Here is a 23,875-nt window from a genome sequence, read left to right on the forward strand (position 1 = left end):
CCAGTTGTGAACCAATGAGCATTGAGGAGTAAGCTTTACTTATTACGGTAAGTGCTTAGTAATGTAGACTCAGCTTATGTTCGCGGTTAATACAATTAGTTCTCTGTCTTCGGATGGAAAGAGTTAATCGAAAATTAACTGACAATGCTTCCTGATTTTGGAGGCTACGGTTTCACATAAATCAATCGTACATTCTCTCGCCTTTGCGAGTCTGAGTGGCGATATTGTTTGTGTAATTTTTAATATTGGAGCTCTGTCTCATGCAGAACCAACGTATTCGTATCCGCCTAAAAGCTTTCGATTACAAACTAATCGATGCTTCTACTGCGGAAATCGTAGAAACGGCTAAGCGCACTGGCGCACAGGTTCGTGGTCCAATCCCACTACCTACTCGTAAAGAGCGTTTCACTGTTCTTATCTCTCCGCACGTTAACAAAGACGCGCGTGACCAGTACGAAATCCGTACTCACAAGCGTTTGATCGACATCGTTGAACCAACTGACAAGACTGTAGATGCACTTATGCGTCTAGACCTTGCTGCTGGTGTTGATGTTCAAATCAGCCTAGGTTAAGGGAGATTAGAAGAATGATTGGTCTAATCGGTCGTAAAGTGGGTATGACCCGCGTATTTACTGAAGAAGGCGTTTCTATCCCAGTAACTGTTGTTGAAGTAGAAGCTAACCGTGTTTCTCAAGTTCGTACACTTGAGACTGACGGCTACTCAGCAATCCAGGTAACTACTGGTGCTAAGAAAGCTAACCGCGTATCTAAGCCAGAAGCAGGTCACTTCGCGAAAGCAGGTGTTGAAGCTGGTCGTGGTCTTTGGGAATTCCGTTTGGAAAACGGTGAAGAGTTTGAAGTTGGCGCTGAGCTAACTGTTGAACTGTTCAACGAAACTAAGAAAGTAGACGTTACTGGTACATCTAAAGGTAAAGGCTTCCAAGGCGCTGTTAAGCGTTGGAACTTCTCTACTCAAGATATGACTCACGGTAACTCATTGTCTCACCGTGCACCTGGTTCAATTGGCCAATGTCAAACTCCAGGTCGCGTATTTAAAGGCAAGAAAATGGCAGGTCACATGGGTGCTGAGCGTGTAACGACTCAAAACCTAGAGATCGTACGTGTTGACGCTGAGCGCAACCTGCTTCTTATTAAAGGTGCAGTCCCAGGCGCAACTGGCGGCAACGTGATCGTTAAACCAGCTGTTAAAGCATAACGTCTCAGGAGTAAGTAATGGAACTAATGGTTAAAGGTGCTGATGCACTAACTGTTTCCGAAGCTACTTTCGGACGTGAGTTTAACGAAGCTCTTGTACACCAAGTAGTTGTTGCATACGCAGCAGGTGCTCGTCAAGGTACTCGTGCTCAGAAAACACGTTCAGAAGTTTCTGGCGGTGGCGCTAAGCCATGGCGTCAAAAAGGTACTGGCCGTGCACGCGCTGGTACAATTCGTAGCCCAATCTGGCGTACAGGTGGTGTTACTTTTGCTGCGAAACCACAAGATCACAGCCAAAAAGTAAACAAGAAAATGTACCGCGGTGCTATGAAGAGCATTCTTTCTGAGCTAGTTCGTCAAGAGCGTCTAATCGTTGTTGATAACTTCTCAGTTGAAGCACCAAAGACTAAAGAGCTTGTAGCTAAGCTGAAAGAGCTTGAGCTAACAGACGCGCTTATCGTGACTAGCGAAGTAGATGAGAATCTATTCCTAGCGGCTCGTAACCTATACAAAGTTGACGCACGTGACGTTGCTGGTATCGACCCAGTATCTCTAATCGCGTTCGACAAAGTTGTTATTACTGCTGAAGCAGTTAAGCAAGTTGAGGAGATGCTAGCATGATCACTGAAGAGCGTATCCTAAAAGTTCTACGTGCCCCGCACATCTCTGAAAAAGCAACTATGGCTGCTGAGAAAGCGAACACTATCGTTTTCAAAGTAGCAAAAGATGCAACTAAAAAAGAGATCAAAGCAGCTGTAGAAAAGTTGTTTGAAGTTGAAGTTAAGTCTGTAAATACTCTTATCACTAAGGGTAAGACCAAACGTCAAGGTCTACGCCAAGGTCGCCGCAGCGACGTTAAGAAAGCGTACGTTACTTTGGCTGAAGGTCAAGATCTTGACTTCGTTGGCGGCGCGGAATAACAGGAGTAGTTAAACAATGGCTATTGTTAAATGTAAGCCGACTTCCCCTGGTCGTCGTCACGTAGTTAAAGTTGTTAACGCTGACCTTCACAAAGGTAAGCCATACGCACCACTTCTAGAGAAAAACTCTAAGAACGGTGGTCGTAACAACAACGGTCGTATCACAGTACGTCACATCGGCGGTGGTCACAAGCACCACTACCGTGTAATTGACTTCAAACGTACTAAAGACGGTATCCCAGCGAAAGTTGAGCGTCTAGAATACGATCCAAACCGTAGCGCAAACATTGCTCTAGTTCTGTACGCAGACGGTGAGCGTCGCTACATCATTGCACCAAAGGGCATCCAAGCTGGTGATTCAATCCAGTCTGGTGTTGATGCGCCAATCAAAGCAGGTAACACTCTGCCGATGCGCAACATCCCAGTAGGTTCAACTGTACACTGTGTTGAACTTAAGCCTGGTAAAGGTGCACAAATTGCTCGTTCTGCAGGTGCATACGCACAGATCGTCGCTCGCGACGGTGCATATGTAACTCTACGCCTACGTTCAGGCGAGATGCGCAAAGTACTATCAGAAGGCCGTGCAACAATCGGTGAAGTTGGTAATGCTGAGCACATGCTACGTGAACTAGGTAAAGCTGGTGCTAACCGCTGGCGCGGTGTTCGTCCAACCGTTCGTGGTGTTGTGATGAACCCAGTAGACCACCCACACGGTGGTGGTGAAGGCCGTACATCTGGTGGTCGTCACCCAGTATCTCCTTGGGGTCAGCCAACTAAAGGCTTTAAGACTCGTAAGAACAAGCGCACTGACAAGTACATCGTACGTCGTCGTAACAAGTAATCTATTTAAAGAGGAATCGCCATGCCACGTTCTCTCAAGAAAGGTCCATTTATTGACCTACACTTGCTGAAGAAGGTAGAGAAAGCGGTGGAAAGCGGAGACAAAAAGCCTATTAAGACTTGGTCCCGTCGCTCAATGATCATCCCTACGATGATCGGTTTGACCATCGCTGTCCATAATGGTCGTCAGCACGTACCAGTATTCGTAACCGAAGAAATGATCGGTCACAAACTGGGCGAATTCGCACCAACTCGTACTTACCGCGGTCACGCTGCGGATAAGAAAGCTAAGAAGAAATAAGGAGTAGAAAATGGAAGCAGTAGCTAAACATAACTTTGCTCGTATTTCTCCACAGAAAGCTCGCCTTGTAGCGGACCAAATCCGCGGCAAGAACGTTGATCAAGCTCTAGAAATCTTGACTTTCAGCAACAAAAAAGCTGCTGAACTAATTAAGAAAGTTCTTGAATCAGCAATCGCGAACGCTGAGCACAACGAAGGTGCAGATATCGACGATCTAAATGTCGCTAAAATCTTCGTAGATGAAGGCCCTATCATGAAGCGTATTATGCCTCGTGCTAAAGGCCGTGCGGACCGTATCTTGAAGCGTTCTTGCCACATCACTGTTGTTGTTGCAGACGCTTAAGACTAGGAGATAAGCAATGGGTCAGAAAGTACATCCTAATGGTATTCGTCTTGGCATCGTTAAGCCTTGGAATGCTACATGGTTTGCTAACACCAAAGATTTCGCTGACAACCTAGACGGCGACTTCAAGGTACGTCAGTTCCTTACTAAGGAACTAGCAAAAGCGTCTCTATCACGCATCGTTATCGAGCGTCCAGCGAAGAGCATCCGTGTGACTATTCACACTGCTCGTCCTGGTGTTGTTATCGGTAAGAAAGGTGAAGACGTTGAGAAACTACGTGCAGCTGTAGCTAAAATTGCAGGTGTACCAGCTCAAATCAACATCGCTGAAGTACGCAAGCCTGAGCTTGATGCACAGCTAGTTGGTGATAGCATCGCGTCTCAGCTAGAGCGTCGTGTTATGTTCCGTCGTGCTATGAAGCGCGCGGTACAAAACGCAATGCGTCTAGGCGCTAAAGGTATCAAAGTGGAAGTAAGTGGTCGTCTAGGCGGCGCTGAAATCGCACGTTCAGAGTGGTACCGTGAAGGCCGTGTGCCTCTACACACTCTACGTGCTGACATTGATTACGCAACTTCTTCGGCTCACACCCAATACGGTGTGATCGGCATCAAGACTTGGATCTTCAAAGGTGAGATCCTAGGCGGCATGCCAGCAGCTAACGCTGTAGAGCCAGGCGACAAGCCTAAGAAGCAGCGTAAAGGCCGTAAGTAAGGAGTCTAACGATGCTACAACCAAAACGTACTAAGTTCCGTAAGGTTCAGACTGGTCGTAACCGTGGTCTAGCTAAAGGTACTGAAGTAAGCTTCGGCGAATTCGGTCTTAAAGCTGTTGGCCGTGGTCGTATCACTGCTCGTCAGATCGAAGCGGCACGTCGTGCAATGACACGTCACATCAAACGTCAAGGTCAAATCTGGATTCGTATTTTCCCAGACAAGCCGATTACTGAAAAGCCTCTTGAAGTTCGTCAAGGTAAAGGTAAAGGTAACGTTGAGTACTGGGTTGCTCAAATCCAACCTGGCAAGGTTATGTACGAAATGAATGGCGTACCTGAAGAGTTGGCACGTGAAGCGTTCCGCCTAGCGGCTCGTAAACTGCCTATCAAAACAACATTTGTAACTAAACAGGTGATGTAATGAAAGCACAAGAGCTACGCGAGAAAAGCGTTGAAGAACTTAACGCTGAGCTACTGAATCTGCTACGTGAACAGTTCAACTTGCGCATGCAAGCTGCGACTGGTCAACTACAGCAGACTCATACTCTTAAAGCTGTACGTCGTGATATCGCACGTGTTAAAACCGTATTGACTGAGAAGGCAGGCGCATAATGAGCGACAAAATCCGTACTTCATTTGGTCGTGTAATTAGCAACAAAGGCGACAAGTCTATCGTTGTTGCTATTGAGCGCATGGTTAAGCACCCAATTTACGGTAAATACGTAAAGCGCACGACTAAACTGCATGCACATGACGAGAACAACGAGTGTGGCCTAGGCGATACTGTTGAGATTCGTGAATGTCGTCCACTGTCTAAGACTAAGTCTTGGACTTTGGTAAAAGTTGTAGAAAAGGCTAAGATTTAATCAAGCTAATTCTATGATTTTAAAGCGGCTCCAAAATTTTTTTGGGGCCGCTTATTTTTTGTCTACCCAATCCCAAAAAAGGGTGGTACAATTCGCGTCCCTTTTAAAGAGGCAGCCCGACCCGAGAGGGTCTAGTTTTAATATTTAGCGGAGCACTAACAATGATCCAAATGCAAAGTACACTTGACGCAGCAGATAACTCTGGCGCGCGCAAGGTAATGTGTATTAAGGTTCTGGGTGGCTCACACCGTCGTTACGCACACATCGGCGACATCATCAAAGTTACTGTGAAAGAAGCAATTCCTCGCGGTAAAGTTAAAAAAGGTGATGTACTGAAGGCGGTAGTAGTTCGCACCCGTAAAGGCGTACGTCGTCCAGACGGTTCTGTCATTCGCTTCGACCGTAATGCTTGTGTATTGTTGAACGACACTACTGAGCAACCAGTCGGCACACGTATCTTTGGCCCAGTGACTCGTGAACTTCGTAACGCGAAATTCATGAAGATTGTTTCACTGGCTCCAGAAGTACTATAAGGAGCACTCAGATGGCAGCTAAAATCCGTCGTGATGACGAAGTAATCGTTCTTGCTGGTAAAGATAAAGGCAAGAAAGGTAAAGTAACTAAGGTTCTAGCAACTGGTAAAGTTATCGTAGAAGGTATCAACCTAGTTAAGAAGCACCAGAAACCTGTTCCAGCTATGGGTATCCAAGGCGGTATCGTAGAGCAGGAAGCAGCAATCGACGCTTCTAACGTGGCTATCTTCAACGCAGCTACTGGTAAAGCTGACCGTGTTGGTTTCCGTATTGAAGACGGTAAGAAAGTTCGTTTCTTTAAGTCTAACGGCGAAACCATTTCTAACTAATTATAGAAGTAATTTGGAGTTCTACTATGGCGAAACTGCATGATTACTACAAGTCGTCTGTAGTCGCTGAGCTTACCAAAGAGTTCGGCTACACAAGCGTCATGCAAGTCCCTAGAATCGAAAAGATCACCCTTAACATGGGTGTGGGTGAAGCAATCAACGATAAGAAACTTCTAGAAAACGCAGCTGCGGATATGGCAACGATCTCTGGTCAAAAGCCACTTATCACTAAAGCGCGTAAATCTGTTGCAGGTTTCAAAATTCGTGAAGGCTACCCAATCGGTTGTAAAGTAACCTTGCGTGGCGAACGTATGTGGGATTTTCTTGAGCGTTTGATTAACATCGCTCTTCCACGTGTACGTGACTTCCGTGGTGTTAGCGCTAAGTCTTTTGACGGTCGCGGTAACTACAGCATGGGCGTTCGCGAGCAAATCATCTTCCCGGAAATCGACTTTGATAAAGTTGATCGAGTACGCGGTCTAGACATCACTGTAACGACGTCTGCTGCTACTGATGAGGAAGGCCGTGCTCTGCTGGCTGCCTTTAACTTCCCATTCCGTAAGTAAGGTGAAGGGTTACTGTTATGGCTAAAAATTCAATGAAAGCACGCGAAGCAAAGCGTGCGAAGCTAGTAGCTAAGTACGCTGAGAAGCGTGCGGCTCTTAAAGCTATCATCAGCGATGTAAATGCATCAGAAGAAGATCGTTGGAATGCGGTTCTTACACTGCAATCTCTTCCACGTGATTCAAGTGCGTCACGTCAGCGCAACCGTTGTAACCAAACTGGTCGTCCACACGGTTACCTACGTAAGTTCGGTCTAAGCCGTATCAAAGTTCGCGAAGCTTGCATGAAAGGCGAGATTCCTGGACTTCGTAAGGCTAGCTGGTAATTGCCACTTAATCATTTGGAGTAAATCATATGAGCATGCAAGATCCGATTTCGGATATGCTGACCCGTATTCGTAACGGTCAGGCAGCAAACAAAGTTGCTGTTAAAATGCCTTCTTCAAAGCTTAAAGTTGCAATTGCTGCACTACTTAAAGCTGAAGGTTACATCGTAGATTTCGCTGTTGAAGGCGAAGTTAAACCTGAGCTAGAAGTTACTCTTAAGTACTTCCAAGCTAAACCAGTTATCGAGCAACTTAAGCGTGTTTCTCGTCCAGGCCTTCGCGTTTACAAGAAGAAAGATCAACTTCCTTCTGTAATGGGCGGCCTAGGTGTTGCTGTAGTTTCAACTTCCAAGGGTCTTATGTCAGACCGCGCTGCACGTAAAGCAGGTCTTGGTGGTGAAATCATCTGCTACGTAGCTTAATAGGAGTAGAATATGTCTCGTGTTGCTAAAGCACCTGTCGCTATTCCAGCTGGCGTAGAGGTGAAACTAAACGGCCAAGAAGTTACTGTAAAAGGTGCTAAAGGCGAACTATCACGCGTTCTTAACGACGCAGTAGTTATCGCTCAGGAAGAAAACAACCTTACTTTTGGTCCTAAAGAAGGTGTTGCTAACGCATGGGCTCAAGCAGGTACTGCTCGCGCTCTAGTTAACAACATGGTTGTTGGTGTTACTCAAGGGTTCACTAAGAAGCTTACTCTTAAGGGTGTAGGTTACCGTGCTGCTATCAAAGGCAAAGCTGTAGCTCTAACTCTAGGCTTCTCTCACCCAGTTGAGCACGAACTTCCAGAAGGTATCAAAGCAGAGTGTCCAAGCCAAACTGAAATCGTTATCACTGGTTGTGACAAGCAACTAGTTGGTCAAGTTGCGGCTGACATTCGTTCTTACCGTGAGCCTGAGCCTTACAAAGGTAAAGGTGTTCGTTACGCAGATGAAAATGTGCGTACTAAAGAAGCTAAGAAGAAGTAAGGTAACACTATGGATAAGAAAGCATCTCGCATCCGTCGTGCTACACGTGCACGTCGTAAGATTGCCGAACTTGGTGCAACTCGCCTGGTAGTACACCGTACTCCTCGCCACGTTTACGCACAAGTTATCGCGGCAAACGGCTCTGAGGTTATCGCAGCTGCTTCTACTGTAGAAAAAGCGATCCGTGAGCAAGTGAAATACACTGGTAACATCGACGCAGCTAAAGCAGTAGGTAAAGCTGTTGCTGAGCGCGCTCTTGAAAAAGGCGTTTCTGCTGTTGCATTCGATCGTTCTGGTTTCCAATACCACGGCCGTGTGGCTGCGCTAGCAGAAGCTGCTCGCGAAGCTGGTCTGAAATTCTAAGGTAGGGTTGGAAGATGGCTAAAGAACAACAAGTTCAAGCGAATGATTTGCAAGAAAAGCTAATCGCAGTTAACCGTGTTTCTAAAACGGTTAAAGGTGGTCGAATCATGAGCTTTACTGCACTAACTGTAGTTGGTGACGGTAACGGTCGCGTAGGTTTCGGTTACGGCAAAGCTCGTGAAGTACCTGCAGCGATTCAAAAAGCAATGGAAAAAGCACGTCGTAACATGACTACGATCGCGCTTAACGAAGGCACTCTTCACCACCCGGTGAAAGGTCGCCACTCGGGCTCTAAAGTTTACATGCAGCCTGCTGCAGAAGGTACTGGTGTTATCGCAGGTGGTGCGATGCGTGCAGTACTTGAAGTTGCTGGCGTACACAACGTACTATCTAAAGCATACGGTTCTACGAACCCTATCAACATCGTTCGTGCAACGATCGATGCACTAGGTAGCATGAAGTCGCCAGAAATGGTTGCTGCTAAACGTGGTCTAACTGTTGAATCTATTTCGGAGTAAGAACACCATGGCAACTATTAAAGTAACTCAAACTAAAAGCTCAATTGGTCGCCTACCTAAGCACAAAGCGTGCTTGAAAGGTCTTGGCCTTCGTAAAATCAACCACACAGTAGAACTTGAAGATACTCCGTGCGTTCGCGGTATGATCAACAAGGTTTACTACATGGTTAAAGTTGAGGAGTAATCAGAATGCGTTTGAATACTCTATCACCGGCTGCGGGTTCTAAGCCTTCTAAGAAGCGCGTAGGTCGTGGTATCGGTTCTGGCCTTGGTAAAACAGGTGGCCGTGGCCACAAAGGTCAAAAGTCTCGCTCTGGCGGCAGCGTACGTCCAGGTTTCGAAGGCGGTCAAATGCCTCTGAAACAACGTCTACCTAAATTCGGTTTCACTTCTCGTAAGAGCCTAGTGTCTGCTGAAGTTCGTCTAGCTGAGCTAGCGAAGGTAACTGGTGACGTAGTAGACCTAAACAGCCTAAAAGCAGCTAACATCGTTACAAAGAACATCGAATTTGTTAAAGTTGTTCTTTCTGGCGAGATCAACAAAGCTGTTACGGTTAAAGGTCTTCGCGTAACTAAAGGCGCTAAAGCTGCAATCGAAGCTGCAGGCGGTAAAATCGAAGATTAATCTTCGTAGGAAAGGTACAGATGGCTAAAAAACCAGGACAAGATTTTAGTAGTGCGAATAACGGATTAGCGGAATTGAAGTCGCGTCTTCTCTTCGTATTAGGGGCTCTTATAGTATTCCGCGCCGGTTCATTCGTACCTCTACCTGGTATTGATGCGGCTGTACTTGCCGATTTGTTCGAACAGCAAAAAGGTACCATCGTAGAGATGTTTAACATGTTCTCCGGTGGTGCTCTTGAGCGTGCATCTATATTTGCGTTGGGCATCATGCCGTATATTTCGGCCTCGATTGTTGTCCAACTGCTTACTGTAGTTCATCCGGCGCTAGCTGAACTCAAGAAAGAGGGTGAAGCTGGCCGTCGTAAGATTAGCCAATACACACGCTATGGCACGCTTGTACTTGCAACATTCCAGGCTATAGGTATTGCAACTGGCCTACCAAACATGGTCGACAATCTGGTTGTTATCAACCAAACCATGTTTACGCTAATTGCTACCGTAAGTTTAGTAACCGGTACCATGTTCTTGATGTGGTTAGGTGAACAAATTACAGAGCGTGGGATCGGTAACGGTATCTCGATACTGATCTTTGCAGGTATTGTTGCTGGATTGCCTTCGGCAATCGGTCAAACAATCGAGCAGGCGCGTCAAGGTGAACTGCATGTACTTCTTCTGCTGTTGATTGCGGTACTTGCTTTTGCTGTTATCTACTTCGTTGTTTTCATGGAGCGTGGTCAACGTCGCATCGTTGTCAACTACGCGAAACGTCAACAAGGTCGTAAGGTATTTGCAGCACAAAGCACTCACTTGCCATTGAAAATTAATATGGCTGGTGTAATTCCTGCAATCTTCGCATCGAGCATTATTTTGTTCCCAGGAACATTGGCTCAATGGTTTGGTCAGAACGGCGAGAGCAGCATGTTCGGTTGGTTAACCGACGTGTCTTTGGCTCTAAGCCCGGGTCAACCGTTGTATGTTATGCTTTATGCAGCAGCGATTATCTTCTTCTGTTTCTTCTACACGGCGTTGGTTTTCAACCCGCGTGAGACAGCAGATAACTTGAAGAAGTCAGGTGCATTCGTACCCGGTATCCGCCCAGGTGAGCAGACAGCGAAATACATCGATAAAGTGATGACACGACTAACCCTAGCGGGCGCCCTGTACATTACCTTTATCTGTCTGATCCCAGAGTTCATGATGGTCGCGTGGAACGTACGTTTCTACTTCGGCGGTACATCACTACTTATCGTAGTGGTTGTAATTATGGACTTTATGGCACAGGTACAGACTCATATGATGTCACAACAATATGATTCTGTGTTGAAAAAAGCGAATCTGAAAGGCTACGGTCGTTAATTCGGCGGTTGTCTCAGTTCAATTACGGAGTTTAGCAATGAAAGTTCGTGCTTCCGTTAAAAAAATCTGCCGTAACTGTAAAGTAATCAAGCGCAACGGTGTTGTTCGCGTGATTTGCAGTGAGCCAAAGCACAAACAGCGCCAAGGCTAATTAGCAGAAATTTTTACTTGAAATATAAGGTAGTGTCGAGTATATTCCTCGCCCTACCTTTTGCGTGCAAAAGAAGTAGTACTCCGCAGCGTATCCATAACGGGCTTTGCTGCGGCTATTCTTTTTCGAAACACTAGGAGTGAATAATGGCCCGTATAGCAGGCATTAACATTCCTGATCAGAAACATGCTGTAATCGCTCTAACAGCGATCTACGGTATCGGTAAAACTCGCTCTCAAGCTATCCTAGCTGAAGTGGGTATTGCTGAAGATGTTAAGATCAGTGAACTATCTGAAGAGCAGATCGATCAACTGCGTGATGGTGTAGCTAAGTACACTGTAGAGGGTGATCTACGTCGTGAAGTATCAATGAACATCAAGCGTCTTATGGACCTTGGCTGTTACCGTGGTCTTCGTCATCGTCGCAGTCTACCACTACGTGGACAGCGTACTAAAACCAACGCTCGCACCCGTAAGGGTCCGCGTAAGCCGATCAAGAAATAATCGGGAAGGTAGAGTACAATGGCTAAACAACCAACTCGCGCGCGTAAGCGCGTTCGCAAGCAAGTTGCAGATGGCGTTGCGCACATCCATGCTTCTTTTAACAACACAATCGTAACCATTACTGACCGTCAAGGTAACGCACTAGCTTGGGCTACTGCAGGTGGTTCAGGTTTCCGTGGCTCTCGTAAGTCTACTCCGTTCGCTGCACAGGTTGCTGCTGAGCGTTGTGCTGAAATGGCTAAAGAGTACGGTCTTAAGAACTTGGAAGTTATGGTTAAGGGTCCAGGTCCAGGTCGTGAATCTACTGTTCGCGCACTGAACGCTGCTGGTTTCCGCATCACAAACATCGTTGATGCTACACCAATCCCTCATAACGGTTGTCGTCCACCTAAGAAACGTCGCGTATAACGTTTCTTAGATTACTGGAGAAGAATCATGGCAAGATATTTGGGTCCTAAGCTGAAGCTTAGCCGTCGTGAAGGCACTGACTTGTTCCTTAAGTCTGGTGTTCGTGCGATCGATACCAAGTGTAAAATTGATAACGCACCAGGTGTACACGGCGCTCGTCGCGGTCGTCTATCTGAGTATGGCGTTCAGCTTCGTGAGAAGCAAAAAGTTCGTCGTATCTACGGCGTTCTAGAAAAACAATTCCGTAACTACTACAAAGAAGCAGCTCGCCTTAAAGGCAACACTGGTGAAAACCTACTTCAGCTTCTAGAAGGTCGTCTAGACAACGTAGTTTACCGTATGGGCTTTGGTGCTACTCGCGCTGAATCTCGTCAGCTAGTTAGCCACAAAGCTATCCTAGTTAACGGTAACGTTGTAAATGTTCCTTCTTTCAAAGTTGCGGCTAACGACGTTGTATCTATTCGCGAGAAAGCTAAAAAGCAAGCTCGTGTTAAAGCGGCTCTAGAAGTTGCTGAACAACGTGAAAAACCAACTTGGATTGAAGTAGATGCTGGTAAGATGGAAGGTACATTCAAGCGTATGCCTGAGCGTTCAGATCTATCTGCTGACATCAACGAACAATTGATCGTCGAGCTTTACTCTAAGTAAGGTTTAAACTAAAGAGAGGACACAATGCAGGGTTCTGTAACAGAATTTCTTAAGCCACGTCTTGTTGATATCGAACAAATCAGCACGACTCACGCCAAAGTAACTCTTGAGCCATTAGAGCGTGGTTTCGGCCATACTCTTGGTAATGCACTTCGCCGTATTCTACTATCTTCAATGCCAGGTTGTGCTGTCACTGAAGTAGAGATTGAAGGCGTTCTACACGAATACAGCACTAAAGAAGGTGTTCAGGAAGATATTCTTGAAGTTCTTCTTAACCTTAAAGGTTTGGCTGTTCGCGTTGCCGAAGGCAAAGATGAAGTGTTTATTACGTTGAACAAATCAGGCTCAGGCCCTGTGGTTGCAGGTGACATCACCCATGACGGTGATGTAGAGATCGTAAACCCTGAACACGTAATTTGTCATCTAACTGATGACAACGCTGAGATCGCTATGCGTATCAAAGTAGAACGTGGTCGTGGTTACGTTCCAGCTTCTGCTCGTATCCATACTGAAGAAGATGAGCGTCCAATCGGTCGTTTGCTAGTTGACGCGACTTACAGCCCAGTAGACAAAATTGCCTACGCGGTTGAAGCAGCTCGTGTTGAACAGCGTACTGACCTGGACAAGCTTGTTATCGATATGGAAACGAACGGTACTCTAGAACCTGAGGAAGCAATCCGTCGCGCAGCAACTATTCTTGCTGAGCAATTGGATGCGTTCGTAGATCTTCGTGATGTACGTGTACCTGAGGAGAAGGAAGAGAAGCCAGAATTCGATCCGATCCTACTGCGTCCTGTAGACGATCTTGAACTAACAGTTCGCTCTGCTAACTGTCTGAAAGCAGAAGCGATTCACTACATCGGTGATCTTGTACAGCGTACTGAGGTTGAGCTACTTAAAACGCCTAACCTGGGTAAAAAATCTCTTACTGAGATTAAAGACGTACTTGCATCACGTGGTCTTTCTCTGGGCATGCGCCTAGAAAACTGGCCACCAGCGTCTATCGCTGAAGATTAATCGATACTAGTTAGAAGGATTAGGTCATGCGCCATCGTAAGAGTGGTCGTCAACTCAACCGCAACAGCTCACATCGCAAAGCGATGTTCAGCAACATGGCTAGCTCTCTAGTACGTCATGAAGTTATCAAGACTACTTTGCCAAAAGCAAAAGAGCTACGTCGCGTAGTTGAGCCTTTGATTACACTAGCTAAGACTGACAGTGTTGCTAACCGTCGTCTAGCATTTGCACGTACTCGTGATAACGAAGTAGTTGCAAAACTATTTAACGAACTAGGTCCACGTTTTGCTGCTCGTCAGGGCGGTTACACTCGTATCCTAAAAGCTGGCTTCCGTGCTGGTGATAAAGCTCCAATGGCTTACATTGAGCTTGTAGATCGCCCAGAAGCATCTGAAGAAGCAGCTGCTGAGTAATCTCAGTTTCGTTTAACTAAAAAGCCGAGCATCTAATGCTCGGCTTTTTTGTATCTGAACTTCGTGTTTGTTATCCGCTTTACTGCCAAATCCCTCCTAGAGCACTCAGCAAGCCATTGCTTGCGCCCTGATCAGTGAGATAGCTCAAGATTACCGGTGCAAACTGGCTAACCATCGAAGCATCGAGTCCCACAGCTTCAAAGGCACTGGTGACAGCGCCAATATCCTCAATCGAGCCAAGTAGGCTTGTCGCGCCACTAAGCTCTGACATTCCCGGGATAAGGGAGGCTAATTCACTGCTATTTTCGGAAGATAGCTGACTTTGCGCCAGTGATAGTAGCGCCCCTGAACCTGACACCGCTTGCTCAGGCGTTACAGAGAGTTGGCTAGATAATAGGTCAGTGAGTGGCGATGACTCTGAGCCCGACATCATATCGCTAGCCATATCCATGAGCCCACCAGAACTATCATCATCGTCTCCTCCCAAACTTAAGAAGGCATAACTACTGGTTGAGATTACGAGTAATGTTGAGCAAAGGATGGTAAGTGTTTTTTTCATGGTCTCTCCTTGTCTTGGGCTGACTGCAGACGATAACCAACTGCTAGATTGTTGATTATCTGCGGTTATCTGTAGAGTTTAGACAAAAAAAAACGACGCCGTGGCGTCGTTTTGGAAGAAGTTACCCTTTGATTAAAGGATATCTAGTAGCTCAACTTCGAATACTAGTGCTGCGAATGGTGGGATAGCAGCGCCTGCACCACGCTCACCGTACGCTAGGTCTTGTGGGATGTATAGCTTCCACTTAGAGCCTACAGGCATTAGTTGTAGTGCTTCAACCCAACCTTTGATTACGCCAGTTACTGGGAACTCAGCTGGTTGACCGCGAGATACAGAGCTGTCAAATACAGTACCGTCAGTTAGCTCACCGTGGTAGTGAACGCGAACTTGCTTGTCAGAAGTTGGGATCTCACCAGTACCTTCAGTGATGATCTCGTACTGTAGACCAGACTCAAGTACAGTAACCTCTGAACGTAGCGCGTTGTCTTTTAGGAACGCTTCGCCGTCAGCCGCTGCTGCTTTTGCTGCTTCTTGACGTGCTGCTTCTACGCGAGTGTGAAGCTCTTGCAGTGCGTTGTTGATTTCGTCAACTTCGATAGCTGGCATGTCACCAGTTAGTGCCGTTGCGATACCTGCTGCGATTGCGTCAACGTTAAGGCCTTCTAGACCTGAACCTGCTAGTTGTTGGCCCATTTGTAGACCGATACCGTAGCTTGCTTTTTGCTCTACAGTTTCAAATTTAACTTCAGACATTCTGTCGTCTCTCTTTGTTTGTTGAACCAGAAAGGATAACAGGTCTATTGCTGCAATCAAGCGTGAAACAGGGCCAAGTTCAAACTATCATAGGTGACTTTGGTGATTGTCTTTGGATATACTGACGTTACATAAACCGATGAGGTTTGACGGTATTTAGGGAAAGATGAAATGAATCGTCGTCGTAAAAAGCGCCAACAATCCGATCCATTCGCGGCAGTTAAGCACAAGTTGCAGCAAGCGGATTTTGCCAAGGTATTTCACCACCTAAAGGCTCAAATCGAGGCACTCTTTTTGAGATTGCCACCGCTGCATCGCAAGTTACTGATGATTTTGGTGCCTGTGGTGGTGATTTTGCTGTTGATCCCAACGCGCGAACAATCGGCGCAGCCCGCACCAGAGGCAACCTCAAGCCGTATGGAGGTTGCCATCAATACCCAGAGTTTGAGCACGCGCGAGCAAGCGAATACGCCGGCTAAGACCGAGGAAGAGCGTTGGCAAAACTACACGATCCAGCAAGGCGACACCTTGTCGAAAGTGTTCCGTAACCAAGGGTTTTCAATGGCTGACCTCAATGCCCTGGTGCGAATTGAGGGTGATGACAAGCCATTGAGCCGACTCAAAACTGGCCAATTGGTCCGTTTTAAGCGCACTGCCGACGGAGAGCTGGATATCATTCAACTCGACTCGGCTCAAGGTGCGGTGATGTTTTTCCGTTTATCTGATGGTGGCTTTGGCCGAAGCAAATAACCGCCGCTATACAGGGCGGCGTCGCAGCATATCAATATGTGGTATACCATCCTCTAGATACATCTCACTACTGGCGATAAAGCCATGCTGTGCGTAGAAGCGCTCCAGGTGTTGTTGGGCACCAATCTCAATCGTCTTTATGGCTGGCCAGCTCTGCTCACAAAGCTGCACGGCCCTCTCGATCAATTGATGGCCGAGCTTCATTTGTCGCGCCGCTTGGCTGACTACGACTCTTCCTATGCTCGGCGAACTGTAGCTGATATTGGCTGCTAAGACGCGGCAATAGGCTGCAAGGTCGCCATCAATTAGCCCCACCAAGTGGATGCTCTCTGCTTGGGTGTCTTTATCATCGAGTTCTGGGTAGGGACAATTTTGCTCAACGACGAATACATCTACGCGTAGCTTAAGGATCTGGTAGAGTAGTTGGGTGCTAAGTTGGTCAAAGTGATAGCAATGCCACTCGATACTTGGGTTGGGTCTCATCAGGTTACTCGTGCGAATCTTTGCGCATAAGGATAATAAAAAAAACCGCGCCGAAAAAGCGCGGTTTTTTGCTAGTTATTGCTTTCGCAGATCAATACTGTAGATGGCAAACCCAATCTCATCATTGTCCACTTGCTTGATTGGGTAGACGCTGTTTGCCTTAATAAACTGGCTGGCTTTATCACTTGGTGAGGTCTCAAAGCGGATATCCAGCGCGACCTCACTATCGATTGGTGCAAACGACCAGTTATCGTCGGCACTAGGCACCACTTGTCCCTTTTCACTGCTGACCCGTGAGATATAGTTGGCCAACACATTGCGATTCTCATCCGGTGCCTCAAAGGCGATAAACTCCTCGCCAGTGCCGGGAAAGGCATTGCTGAATGCACGGTAGTTATTGGTGGCGATAATAAACGGCTGCTTAAGATCGATAGGCTCACCCTTGAAGTTGAGATTAACAATACGGCTGGAGTCGGGATTGAGTAAGTTACAGTCAGCGTCATAACGTGCTGGCTGCGTGACATCAATTTGATACTCAACACCATCGATGACATCAAAGTTATAGGTGCGAAAACTCTCCCAGTTAATCAAGCTTTGCGGCTTTGGCGAGCTCGCATCAATGGTATTAAATTGGCCCGCGCTGCACTCAAGCCACTCTTTGACCTCATTACCACTGACCTTAAGGGCAACCAAGGTGTTAGGGTAGAGATACAAGTCGGCAGCGTTGCGAAACGTCAGTTGTCCCGCCTCAACTTCAGTAAAATTGTTGGGATCATTTTTACGTCCGCCGACCTTAAAAGGCGCTGCGGCAGAGAGGACTGGGAGTCCATCAAGATCTGGATCCCCTTGGATCATTCGCTCGACATAGGCGGTTTGAGCCAAATTGACGATCTGGATGGTTGGATCATCTTGAACCAGTGCAAGAAAACTGTACATGACATCACTGGCTTTACCTATGGGTTGATTGACGAACTCGCGCGTTTCGATGTGATCTTGCTTCACTGCATCGACAATGGCTTGATCGGCCTCTGCTAGGGAGCGCTGCTCACTGTTGTCATAGATGGCGCGGGTTTGGGCTATTCCATCGACAACTTTCCATTTTCCGTCGACGAGCTTAAGAGTCAGATCCATGATCCCAACGTGGCTACCCCAGCGGCCTGGCATTACGGAGGTCACGCCATTGATCTGACCCTTCTCAACGTCGACCCCTTGAATATCCTCAAAGTCGGTGCTCGGGAAAACGGCATGAGTGTGGCCAAAGGCAATCGCATCAATACCCTCGACCTTGGACAGCATAAAGGTCGCATTCTCTTCACCGGATTGGTATGGATCGGTTGAGATGCCTGAATGCGGAATAGCGACAATCACATCGGCGCCACGCGCTTTCATCTCGGGGACAAGCTGCTTGGCACTCTCAACGATATCTTGAGCACGGACTTTTCCTTCGAGGTGCGCCTTGTCCCACACCATGATCTGTGGTGGAACAAAACCGATATAGCCAATGAGTACGACTTGAGATACCCCTTGATTATCGTCAAACTGATAGGGCTTGATCAGATACGGTTCGAACAGATGCTCGCCGGTCTTAAGATCATAGACATTGGCGCTGATATAGGGGAAGTTTGCTCCCTCTAGGCTAGTCATCAGAAAGTCCAAACCAAAGTTAAACTCATGGTTGCCGATGTTGCCCACCTCGTAGCCCATCTGGTTCATGGCTTTGTATACTGGGTGGACTTCACCGGCCTTGATCCCTCTTGCCGCCATATAGTCCCCCATAGGGCTGCCTTGAATCAGGTCGCCATTGTCGACCAACACACTATTTTTGACCTCTTGTTGCGCTTGCTTGACCAAGGTAGCGGTGCGAGTAAAGCCAACCTGAGGCGATGGGGCATCACGGTAATAGTCATAATCCATTATGTAGGTATGGATATCGGTGGTTTCTATGATACGCAGCTCTATTGTGTCGGCGAGTAGGGTTGGAGTAAATAAGGTGGCAGACACAAGTAGCATGTTAACTGAGGGGGCAGCAGATCTCATGATTCTCTCCGAGTGCTCTAAATCGTTATTGGTGATTCACGTTTAAATACTAGTGTGGATATCCATCAGTAGCGGGATTATTTATTGCGCAGGGACAGGAATCATCCAAGTGTAGGGGAGTGAATCGGGATGGCTTAGCATTTTTACGTATAAAAAATTAGATTTTAGAATTTCAAGTCATAACAAGTGATCGCCATAATGGAGGCATTACCTTGACTGGAATATGAATTATGGCAACGGAACTTGCATCCCACTCCACCAGCACGCTCAAGCTGGTGACAAATCACAATCGACCCAAGCTTAAGCCAACTCAGCTTGCCAAGGGCGAAGTCGCTCTGGTTGGCGCTGGGCCAGGAGACCCAGAGCTGCTGACGCTCAAGGCGATTAACCTATTGCAGCAAGCCGACGTCGTTCTCTATGACTACTTAGTCTCAGATGCCATTATGGCTTTAGTTCCTGATGATTCCATTTTGGTCTGTGTTGGTAAGCGTGCGGGGCATCACAGTGTGCCGCAAGAGAAAACCAACCAACTGTTGGTCGATTTTGCTCAGCAAGACTATCGCGTGGTACGGATTAAAGGTGGTGACCCTTTTGTGTTTGGTCGTGGAGGAGAGGAGTTAGAGGTACTGGCAGATGCGGGGGTGCCCTTTCAAGTCGTACCCGGTGTGACTGCCGCCGCTGGCGCAACCGCGTACGCCGGGATCCCATTGACGCATCGCGACTACGCACAATCGGCAATGTTCATTACCGGCCATTTGAAAGCACAAGCCGACAACCTAGACTGGTCAACCTTAGCTAGGGGCAATCAGACCTTGGTTATCTACATGGGGCTGACCAAATCGGACCATATCGCCCAGCAGTTGATAGAGCATGGCCGCGCGGCGGATACCCCGATTGCGATCATTGAGCGCGGTACTCAGCCCGATCAGAAGGTGTGGACGGCCAGTCTTTGCGAGTTGGCCCAGGTTGCTCAGTCAGCCCAGTCGCCGGCTCTGATTGTCATTGGTGAGGTGGTTAAGCTCGCCGATAAACTGGCTTGGTTTTCTTCAAGTACCCGCATTGAGCATCCAGTCTCAGTCAATATCTAGAGATGCTCAACGGGCGGTGCATGTTGCCCGCAAGCTCAGACACTGTGATTGATAGTGCTGGATGATTCGCTGTGCAAGTTGAAGCTCTGCTGCAACACGGCGAGGGTTTGCTGCCAGTAATCCGGGTTGGACTTATTGCCCAGCAAACGGCACAGCTCGTTGCCCGTTGGTGTGAAACGATAGTAGAGCAAGCTGGTGCCAGTTGCTTGTGCTCGTAGAGTGATGGTCTCTCCCTGGTAAGTCAAAGGGACCGGCGGCTCTGGTTGAATTTGCCCAGACTCCAGTTCGCTCGTGTGCAGCACCCCAAGTTCCATTAGCACTAACAGGCTAGAGTAGGGCAGTTGGTAAGAGCCTAAATTCAAGCTTTGGGTTGAGATGCGACTGCCCAGTTTGAGCCAACCTGCGGTGGTTTTGGTTGCGACGAGTAATTTCTTACTGTTGTCGGTGCCAAAACTGACCGCTAGTGAGGCCGCTCGCTGCAGGGTTTGCGCTTCCTTTGGACTCATTTCATGTAATACCTTAAGCGCCTTTAGTGAGGTTGAGCCAGGGTTGGTCACCTCACGCTTAAGGACCTGAGCCCAGAGCTTTTGCATTAACGGGTTGTGGATCTCTTGCGCCATATCGAAAAAGCGCTGTTGCCAATCGATATCCGGCTGACCGGCACTCTCTTTATTACAGCTTGTATACGCTAGTTTGATGATGGTTTCTAGGTTGTGTTGGCGTGACTCACGGCGCTTGCGTTCACGTTCTAAAGCCCGTTCGAACGCTGTGCTTTGCTCTGTTTGGTCATTGATCAAGGTATCCAACCCATGCTCTATCGCAATCGCTTTTATCTGACTACCACTCTCTTTAACGTAGCTTTTTTGCTTAGAGTGCGAGGTGTTGGGATGAGGTTGTACATCCTTGGTGATCACGGGGGCTGATTGGGACTCTTGTTTCATGACGACTCTCGTTTGGCACGATCTAGTGCGATGACTGTATACCGAATAAGATAACTTAGCGAGCGATGTTGAACACAGTGTGACCGTGTGGCAAAGAATGGGATTAAATCGTTAGGGCTTGAAATAGATGCTAAAATATTGTTAAATCGCAGTGAAAATTAGGGGGGCGATATGACTTTACCAATAGCACACCGGGTACGACGCTCTATGTCAGTAGCGCTTATGATCGTGGGATACATTTTTATCTTGTCTTTTCTTTATTACTACGTTTATCAGCGCTAGATTTACCCAACCGTGCTGGCGCAATGTTAGGGCACTGCGCAGCGTGTGTGACTAGCTGACTAGCTGACTAGCGGCGAAAAAAACCTGTACATTAGGTACAGGTTTTTTAGTTTGATCAACAAAGCTGTTTACCAATCATCATACTCTTCAATAGCAAAGCCTTCGATGAGGTAGGCAGTCTCAGCAAGTTCGTGGTTGAGTGTCTCTGTCTTGAGCTCACCGACCACATAGATGACGTCCCATAGTTGTTGAATCGGGGCGCCGTCTGGGTATTTTACGTAAACAATCTGGTTTGGTGGTGGCGGTGGCACGTGAATACATGCTCCGAAGTAGGGCACTAAAAGAAACTCAGTAACTTTGTGGGCATCCCCTTCAAGAGGGATCACAAAACCTGGCAGGCGCACGTGGCTGCCGTTTAGCTCGGTACGCACACTACCAATTTTCGATTGTTGCGCTGCCAAGGTTGACGATTCATCGTGCGCTGGCAGGGGCATGCCCATATTTGCAAATTGCTCACGCTCTTCTTCTGGTACTAGGTCCAGCCAATCCAACGTCAGCGGCTCTTCTGCACTAGAGTCAGAAGCATAGCTTGGCGAGACCAGCAACATAAACGCTATCAAAATAGCGGAGAGTTGTTTGTACATTTTTCTATACCTTAATAGTCATACCATCACTCAGTGATTGACGGTACGCTCTAATAGCTGGGATAAAACCAATGATCACACCAGCCAGTTGAACAAACCCAAGCAGCATCCACTCGTAGCTTGAGATCATGGTCAGAGAAATCGCAATACCATACTGCTGCTGAATGATAGGGCCGGCGACCGCGAGTAGACCATATAGGCCTCCCAAGCCGACGCAGATACCAATAAACGTCAGTACGCTTGCCTCACTGACCAAAAGTAGTAGGATGTGTCGCGGACGTGCGCCCATTGCACGCAAAATCGCCATTTCTCGGCGGCGCTCTTGTAGGCTGGTAAGCAAACTACTTAGCATACCAAGCAGGCCTGCGACTACAACAAACACCGATACTACCATTAATGCTTGTTCGGCTACAGACATCATTCCCCACAGCTCATGCAGTGCGACACCAGGCATAATGGCACTGAGTGGTTCTTTAGTATAAGTGTTGATCTCACGCTGCAACGCAAAGGTTTGGATACGTGACTTCAGACCAACGAGCATGGCGGTGATCTGAGCGGGTTTAAAATCGATATGTTCGATCTGTTCTCTGGTCGGCGCAGGCCCAAGCAATGCACCGCTTTCCCAGCCGACATGAATAGCCTCGATCGATTCAAGGGAAACGTGGATAGTTTTATCCACTGGTGTGCCTGTAGGCTCAAAGATACCAACAATCTCAAATGGGAGGGTATCGTGGCGACTAAATGCCACATCACTCAGGCCATGGGCGATGATGATCTCATCACCGAGTTCATAGCCAAGCGTTCGAGCGACATCAGCGCCTAGCACTGCCTCAAATAATCCATCAAATTGCCGACCTTGACCAAGGCTCAGATGTTGACGGCTACCATATTGGTAATGCTCAAAGTAGTCCTCGTTGGTCCCCATAACGCGGAAGCCGCGATGTGAGTCACCGAGTGAGATAGGAATGCTCCAATCCACCGAACGATGCTGGCTAAACTCTTCATAGCTGCGCCAATCAATATTATTGGTGGCATTGCCAATGCGAAATACAGAGTAGAGCAATAGATTGACCTGCCCAGAGCGACCGCCAACAATCAAATCTGTGCCTGAGATAGTGTTAGCAAAACTGGTTTTCGCTTGTGTGCGGATCCGCTCAACACCCATAAGCAATATCACTGATATGGCTACAGTGAGCACGGTCAAAAGCGCCGTGGCCTTGCGGTTTTTCAGGCTCTTCCAGGCTAAGTTAGTAATCGCGATCATAATTGACCTCCCGCGGTATTGATCTCCTGCAGTTGCAACGAGCGTTGAAACAGTGGCTCAAGCGTTGGATCATGGCTAACAAAGACCAACGTCGATTGTGCGGCATTAGCTTGCTCCATCAACAGTTCGATAAAGGCGGTGCGGTTGTCAAAGTCGAGTGCTGAGGTTGGTTCATCAGCGATAATTAGTTTTGGGTTACCGATCAAGGCGCGCGCTGCTGCTACGCGTTGTTGCTGACCGATACTCAGCTCAATTACGGGTTTGTTGAGCAGCTCTTTTGGCAAGCGCAGGCGCTCTAATAGCTCGCGCGCTTTATCCTCAAGTTTGCCATCAACGTTTTGTCTTCGCAGAGATGAAAACTGACATGGAAGCAGGACATTCTCAATCACGCTTAGGTAGGGGAGCAGGTTAAATTGCTGGAAAATATAGCCAATTTCATCGGCTCTAAATCGGTCGCGGGCGCGCGATGATAGTGTGGTTAGGTCATTACCCTGTACGCTGACCTGGCCAGATTCAGCTTGGTTAATACCGGTTAGGAGAGACAGTAAGGTTGATTTACCGCACCCACTTGGCCCCTTGATAAATGTGTGTTGGCCAGAGGGGATCTTAAGTTCAGCTATCTTGAGAGTAGGTTGGCTGTTTGCTGTCCAGCGAAAAGTGACCCCCTCAAGATCGATGACGTGATGATTCACAGTGTGTTGATTAGACATGATATGTTGTTTAACGCTCTATTGAGTAGGGGTGGCATATCGCCACCCCTATTTTACGATTGATTACAGCCCGAAGCGGGTGTTGCTGGCGTCCAGTGTCGCACCACCTTGAACTCGGTCGGTAAGAATGTTGACCGACATTTTCTCTGTTTGTTCAAAGTTGTTGAACCACTGGGTCTCAATTTGAGTCAGCTTATCCATGCTTTCACAGCTGAAGTGGTACTCAATAACAAACTCACCGTGTCCGCCATGGTTATGATCGTGGTGGTGATCGTGGTCATCATGGCCGTGATCGTGGTGCTTGTGCTCGTCATGGCCGTGGTCATCGTGCTTGTGCTCGTCATGGCCGTGGTCATCGTGCTTGTGCTCGTCATGGCCGTGGTCATCGTGCTTGTGCTCGTCATGGCCGTGGTCATCGTGCTTGTGCTCGTCATGGCCGTGGTCATC

General features: G+C 47.6%; 39 protein-coding genes. 30 read left to right on the forward strand and 9 right to left on the reverse strand.

Features of this window, described 5'->3' with window-relative positions; all coding sequences use genetic code 11:
• The first annotated feature begins 260 nt into the window (after positions 1–260).
• From rpsJ to rplQ, 28 genes are all read left to right on the forward strand, one after another.
• Positions 261–572, forward strand: coding sequence for a 30S ribosomal protein S10 (rpsJ, locus tag ACSTTG_RS18585; RefSeq protein WP_001181007.1), 312 nt, complete (start codon positions 261–263; stop codon positions 570–572).
• Positions 573–586: 14 nt separating this feature from the next.
• A complete protein-coding gene (gene rplC, locus ACSTTG_RS18590) occupies positions 587–1,216 on the forward strand; it encodes a 50S ribosomal protein L3 (protein WP_438460529.1) in 630 nt (209 codons plus the stop codon).
• 17 nt (positions 1,217–1,233) lie between these two features.
• Positions 1,234–1,836: a 50S ribosomal protein L4 gene (gene rplD / locus ACSTTG_RS18595; RefSeq protein WP_047047613.1), complete on the forward strand. Its 603-nt coding sequence runs from the start codon at positions 1,234–1,236 to the stop codon at positions 1,834–1,836.
• Positions 1,833–2,135, forward strand: a complete 303-nt coding sequence (gene rplW, locus ACSTTG_RS18600; protein WP_164647215.1) for a 50S ribosomal protein L23 — start codon at positions 1,833–1,835, stop codon at positions 2,133–2,135. Before rplD ends, rplW begins: the two co-directional genes overlap by 4 nt.
• 16 nt (positions 2,136–2,151) lie before the next feature.
• Positions 2,152–2,976, forward strand: coding sequence for a 50S ribosomal protein L2 (gene rplB, locus ACSTTG_RS18605; protein WP_438460528.1), 825 nt, complete (start codon positions 2,152–2,154; stop codon positions 2,974–2,976).
• A gap of 21 nt (positions 2,977–2,997) precedes the next feature.
• Positions 2,998–3,276, forward strand: coding sequence for a 30S ribosomal protein S19 (gene rpsS / locus ACSTTG_RS18610; protein ID WP_004736729.1), 279 nt, complete (start codon positions 2,998–3,000; stop codon positions 3,274–3,276).
• A 10-nt stretch (positions 3,277–3,286) separates the two neighbouring features.
• Positions 3,287–3,619, forward strand: coding sequence for a 50S ribosomal protein L22 (gene rplV, locus ACSTTG_RS18615; RefSeq protein WP_438460527.1), 333 nt, complete (start codon positions 3,287–3,289; stop codon positions 3,617–3,619).
• A gap of 16 nt (positions 3,620–3,635) precedes the next feature.
• Positions 3,636–4,331, forward strand: a complete 696-nt coding sequence (gene rpsC, locus ACSTTG_RS18620; RefSeq protein WP_438460526.1) for a 30S ribosomal protein S3 — start codon at positions 3,636–3,638, stop codon at positions 4,329–4,331.
• A gap of 11 nt (positions 4,332–4,342) precedes the next feature.
• Positions 4,343–4,753 carry a 50S ribosomal protein L16 gene (gene rplP, locus ACSTTG_RS18625; protein ID WP_261834581.1) on the forward strand — a complete coding sequence of 137 codons (411 nt, stop codon included), beginning with the start codon at positions 4,343–4,345 and terminating at the stop codon, positions 4,751–4,753.
• Positions 4,753–4,944, forward strand: coding sequence for a 50S ribosomal protein L29 (gene rpmC, locus ACSTTG_RS18630; protein ID WP_164647220.1), 192 nt, complete (start codon positions 4,753–4,755; stop codon positions 4,942–4,944). The genes rplP and rpmC overlap by 1 nt, the downstream gene beginning before the upstream one ends.
• Complete coding sequence (rpsQ, locus tag ACSTTG_RS18635; protein WP_438460525.1) at positions 4,944–5,198, forward strand: 30S ribosomal protein S17; 255 nt, start codon at positions 4,944–4,946, stop codon at positions 5,196–5,198. The genes rpmC and rpsQ overlap by 1 nt, the downstream gene beginning before the upstream one ends.
• A gap of 161 nt (positions 5,199–5,359) precedes the next feature.
• A complete protein-coding gene (gene rplN, locus ACSTTG_RS18640) occupies positions 5,360–5,731 on the forward strand; it encodes a 50S ribosomal protein L14 (protein ID WP_006075569.1) in 372 nt (123 codons plus the stop codon).
• An 11-nt stretch (positions 5,732–5,742) separates the two neighbouring features.
• Positions 5,743–6,060, forward strand: a complete 318-nt coding sequence (gene rplX, locus ACSTTG_RS18645; protein WP_438460524.1) for a 50S ribosomal protein L24 — start codon at positions 5,743–5,745, stop codon at positions 6,058–6,060.
• 26 nt (positions 6,061–6,086) lie between these two features.
• Complete coding sequence (rplE, locus tag ACSTTG_RS18650) at positions 6,087–6,626, forward strand: 50S ribosomal protein L5 (RefSeq protein WP_438460523.1); 540 nt, start codon at positions 6,087–6,089, stop codon at positions 6,624–6,626.
• Positions 6,627–6,643: 17 nt separating this feature from the next.
• A complete protein-coding gene (rpsN, locus tag ACSTTG_RS18655; protein ID WP_438460522.1) occupies positions 6,644–6,949 on the forward strand; it encodes a 30S ribosomal protein S14 in 306 nt (101 codons plus the stop codon).
• A 29-nt stretch (positions 6,950–6,978) separates the two neighbouring features.
• Positions 6,979–7,371 carry a 30S ribosomal protein S8 gene (gene rpsH / locus ACSTTG_RS18660; RefSeq protein ID WP_264874083.1) on the forward strand — a complete coding sequence of 131 codons (393 nt, stop codon included), beginning with the start codon at positions 6,979–6,981 and terminating at the stop codon, positions 7,369–7,371.
• A 12-nt stretch (positions 7,372–7,383) separates the two neighbouring features.
• The gene (gene rplF, locus ACSTTG_RS18665; protein ID WP_438460521.1) at positions 7,384–7,917 is read left to right on the forward strand and encodes a 50S ribosomal protein L6; all 534 of its coding nucleotides are present in this window, start codon (positions 7,384–7,386) and stop codon (positions 7,915–7,917) included.
• 9 nt (positions 7,918–7,926) lie between these two features.
• On the forward strand, positions 7,927–8,280 hold the full coding sequence (gene rplR / locus ACSTTG_RS18670; protein ID WP_164647227.1) for a 50S ribosomal protein L18: 354 nt from the start codon (positions 7,927–7,929) through the stop codon (positions 8,278–8,280).
• Positions 8,281–8,294: 14 nt separating this feature from the next.
• On the forward strand, positions 8,295–8,798 hold the full coding sequence (gene rpsE / locus ACSTTG_RS18675; RefSeq protein WP_004745894.1) for a 30S ribosomal protein S5: 504 nt from the start codon (positions 8,295–8,297) through the stop codon (positions 8,796–8,798).
• A gap of 7 nt (positions 8,799–8,805) precedes the next feature.
• Positions 8,806–8,982, forward strand: coding sequence for a 50S ribosomal protein L30 (gene rpmD / locus ACSTTG_RS18680; RefSeq protein WP_004410429.1), 177 nt, complete (start codon positions 8,806–8,808; stop codon positions 8,980–8,982).
• A 5-nt stretch (positions 8,983–8,987) separates the two neighbouring features.
• A complete protein-coding gene (rplO, locus tag ACSTTG_RS18685) occupies positions 8,988–9,422 on the forward strand; it encodes a 50S ribosomal protein L15 (protein ID WP_438460520.1) in 435 nt (144 codons plus the stop codon).
• Positions 9,423–9,442: 20 nt separating this feature from the next.
• Complete coding sequence (secY, locus tag ACSTTG_RS18690; RefSeq protein ID WP_438460519.1) at positions 9,443–10,777, forward strand: preprotein translocase subunit SecY; 1,335 nt, start codon at positions 9,443–9,445, stop codon at positions 10,775–10,777.
• A gap of 37 nt (positions 10,778–10,814) precedes the next feature.
• Positions 10,815–10,928: a 50S ribosomal protein L36 gene (rpmJ, locus tag ACSTTG_RS18695; RefSeq protein ID WP_000868186.1), complete on the forward strand. Its 114-nt coding sequence runs from the start codon at positions 10,815–10,817 to the stop codon at positions 10,926–10,928.
• 146 nt (positions 10,929–11,074) lie between these two features.
• Entirely contained in the window at positions 11,075–11,431 is a 357-nt protein-coding gene (rpsM, locus tag ACSTTG_RS18700) for a 30S ribosomal protein S13 (RefSeq protein ID WP_438460518.1), read from the forward strand.
• A gap of 18 nt (positions 11,432–11,449) precedes the next feature.
• The gene (gene rpsK / locus ACSTTG_RS18705) at positions 11,450–11,839 is read left to right on the forward strand and encodes a 30S ribosomal protein S11 (RefSeq protein WP_001118870.1); all 390 of its coding nucleotides are present in this window, start codon (positions 11,450–11,452) and stop codon (positions 11,837–11,839) included.
• 27 nt (positions 11,840–11,866) lie between these two features.
• Positions 11,867–12,487, forward strand: a complete 621-nt coding sequence (gene rpsD / locus ACSTTG_RS18710; protein ID WP_164647231.1) for a 30S ribosomal protein S4 — start codon at positions 11,867–11,869, stop codon at positions 12,485–12,487.
• A 24-nt stretch (positions 12,488–12,511) separates the two neighbouring features.
• Positions 12,512–13,504, forward strand: a complete 993-nt coding sequence (locus tag ACSTTG_RS18715; protein WP_164647232.1) for a DNA-directed RNA polymerase subunit alpha — start codon at positions 12,512–12,514, stop codon at positions 13,502–13,504.
• 26 nt (positions 13,505–13,530) lie between these two features.
• Entirely contained in the window at positions 13,531–13,917 is a 387-nt protein-coding gene (gene rplQ / locus ACSTTG_RS18720) for a 50S ribosomal protein L17 (RefSeq protein ID WP_031493230.1), read from the forward strand.
• Positions 13,918–13,996: 79 nt separating this feature from the next.
• Here rplQ and ACSTTG_RS18725 read toward each other — a convergent pair whose 3' ends face one another.
• On the reverse strand, positions 13,997–14,476 hold the full coding sequence (locus tag ACSTTG_RS18725; protein ID WP_438460517.1) for a DUF2780 domain-containing protein: 480 nt from the start codon (positions 14,474–14,476) through the stop codon (positions 13,997–13,999).
• Between the two features lie 132 nt (positions 14,477–14,608).
• A complete protein-coding gene (gene bamJ / locus ACSTTG_RS18730) occupies positions 14,609–15,229 on the reverse strand; it encodes a BamJ family beta-barrel-assembly machinery protein (protein ID WP_264874013.1) in 621 nt (206 codons plus the stop codon).
• 171 nt (positions 15,230–15,400) lie between these two features.
• Here bamJ and ACSTTG_RS18735 point away from each other — a divergent pair, with 171 nt between their 5' ends.
• Positions 15,401–15,979 (forward strand): LysM-like peptidoglycan-binding domain-containing protein, encoded by a 579-nt coding sequence (locus tag ACSTTG_RS18735; RefSeq protein ID WP_438460516.1) that lies wholly within the window; start codon positions 15,401–15,403, stop codon positions 15,977–15,979.
• A 6-nt stretch (positions 15,980–15,985) separates the two neighbouring features.
• Here the strand turns inward: ACSTTG_RS18735 and ACSTTG_RS18740 are convergent, their stop codons facing one another.
• Positions 15,986–16,462, reverse strand: coding sequence for a GNAT family N-acetyltransferase (locus ACSTTG_RS18740; RefSeq protein WP_438475810.1), 477 nt, complete (start codon positions 16,460–16,462; stop codon positions 15,986–15,988).
• A 75-nt stretch (positions 16,463–16,537) separates the two neighbouring features.
• A complete protein-coding gene (locus ACSTTG_RS18745; RefSeq protein WP_438475817.1) occupies positions 16,538–18,472 on the reverse strand; it encodes a bifunctional 2',3'-cyclic-nucleotide 2'-phosphodiesterase/3'-nucleotidase in 1,935 nt (644 codons plus the stop codon).
• 257 nt (positions 18,473–18,729) lie between these two features.
• Between ACSTTG_RS18745 and cobA the strand changes: the two genes are divergently transcribed.
• Complete coding sequence (gene cobA / locus ACSTTG_RS18750; protein ID WP_438475811.1) at positions 18,730–19,587, forward strand: uroporphyrinogen-III C-methyltransferase; 858 nt, start codon at positions 18,730–18,732, stop codon at positions 19,585–19,587.
• 35 nt (positions 19,588–19,622) lie between these two features.
• Here cobA and ACSTTG_RS18755 read toward each other — a convergent pair whose 3' ends face one another.
• The 5 genes from ACSTTG_RS18755 to ACSTTG_RS18775 form a co-directional block, all read right to left on the reverse strand.
• Positions 19,623–20,528 carry a TIGR03899 family protein gene (locus tag ACSTTG_RS18755; protein WP_438475812.1) on the reverse strand — a complete coding sequence of 302 codons (906 nt, stop codon included), beginning with the start codon at positions 20,526–20,528 and terminating at the stop codon, positions 19,623–19,625.
• 410 nt (positions 20,529–20,938) lie between these two features.
• Positions 20,939–21,454: a DUF3299 domain-containing protein gene (locus ACSTTG_RS18760; protein WP_438460511.1), complete on the reverse strand. Its 516-nt coding sequence runs from the start codon at positions 21,452–21,454 to the stop codon at positions 20,939–20,941.
• A gap of 4 nt (positions 21,455–21,458) precedes the next feature.
• Positions 21,459–22,718, reverse strand: a complete 1,260-nt coding sequence (locus tag ACSTTG_RS18765) for an ABC transporter permease (RefSeq protein ID WP_438460510.1) — start codon at positions 22,716–22,718, stop codon at positions 21,459–21,461.
• Positions 22,715–23,428, reverse strand: coding sequence for an ABC transporter ATP-binding protein (locus ACSTTG_RS18770; RefSeq protein WP_438475813.1), 714 nt, complete (start codon positions 23,426–23,428; stop codon positions 22,715–22,717). The genes ACSTTG_RS18765 and ACSTTG_RS18770 overlap by 4 nt, the downstream gene beginning before the upstream one ends.
• Positions 23,429–23,491: 63 nt before the next feature.
• Positions 23,492–23,875: ZrgA family zinc uptake protein (locus tag ACSTTG_RS18775; RefSeq protein ID WP_438475814.1), on the reverse strand; the 384-nt coding region annotated here is incomplete at its 5' end.

The organism is Vibrio glycogenivorans (assembly GCF_051660965.1).
Taxonomy (GTDB): Bacteria; Pseudomonadota; Gammaproteobacteria; order Enterobacterales; family Vibrionaceae; genus Vibrio.